We start from the raw sequence: 680 nt of genomic DNA on the forward strand, positions 1-680 counted from the left end.
GTGTTGCCTGAATCATGACGTCTACACCATGCTTTTTAGCATAATGCTGTGTATATTTTTCAAGCTTGTAAGGAGCACAACCACTGCGGTGAAGTGTATCGCCAATTTCAACAATTTTGTTAATTCGGTACTGAGAAGGCATGGGTATTTTAGGGGAAACAAAATGTGCGGCAAATGTACCAGACGATAGACGGAATGACGAGGTTTTTGCGTAATTTATCAACTAGATTCGTCACTTTTTTCTTCTAACACTCAAAAGTACGAATGACTCTACTCATTTAGGATTAAGCCTATGAATAATAAGAATTGTTCACAAGTTAAATCTATGCATCCATATTGTTATAAACAGACCGTTAAACCTGCTCAAAAAAACCGCGTGTGTTAACGAGATTATTCACAAAATTCAGGTCAAATACAGAGCAAAGAGCAAACAATACGACGGTTTATAAATCAAGATTAAAATTCACCCAAAGCTCACGGTAGTCATGACATTTAAGGACAGAGCGCTTAACGAGAGTTTAGTCACACTTTATGCAACCACGAAACAGCAGACGTGATTGAAAAACTAGCGGAGTGGTGGTTATGCGAGCACTTAGAATAAAAAAGGAAGAAAAAGGTTTCGTTTTCAGTTAGATGTGGCATTATCAAACTCGTTAAGACGATGTGCGTGCATCGTATAA

Annotated in this window: 1 pseudogene; it reads right to left on the minus strand. The window is 37.8% G+C overall.

From position 1 onward, the window contains the following. A pseudogene (locus BCT81_RS29500) lies at positions 1–223 on the minus strand (hypothetical protein); the annotation flags it as partial. Positions 224–680: the final 457 nt, after the last annotated feature.

This window comes from Vibrio sp. 10N.261.52.A1 (genome assembly GCF_002876325.1).
In the GTDB taxonomy this organism is placed as follows: Bacteria; Pseudomonadota; Gammaproteobacteria; order Enterobacterales; family Vibrionaceae; genus Vibrio; species Vibrio chagasii.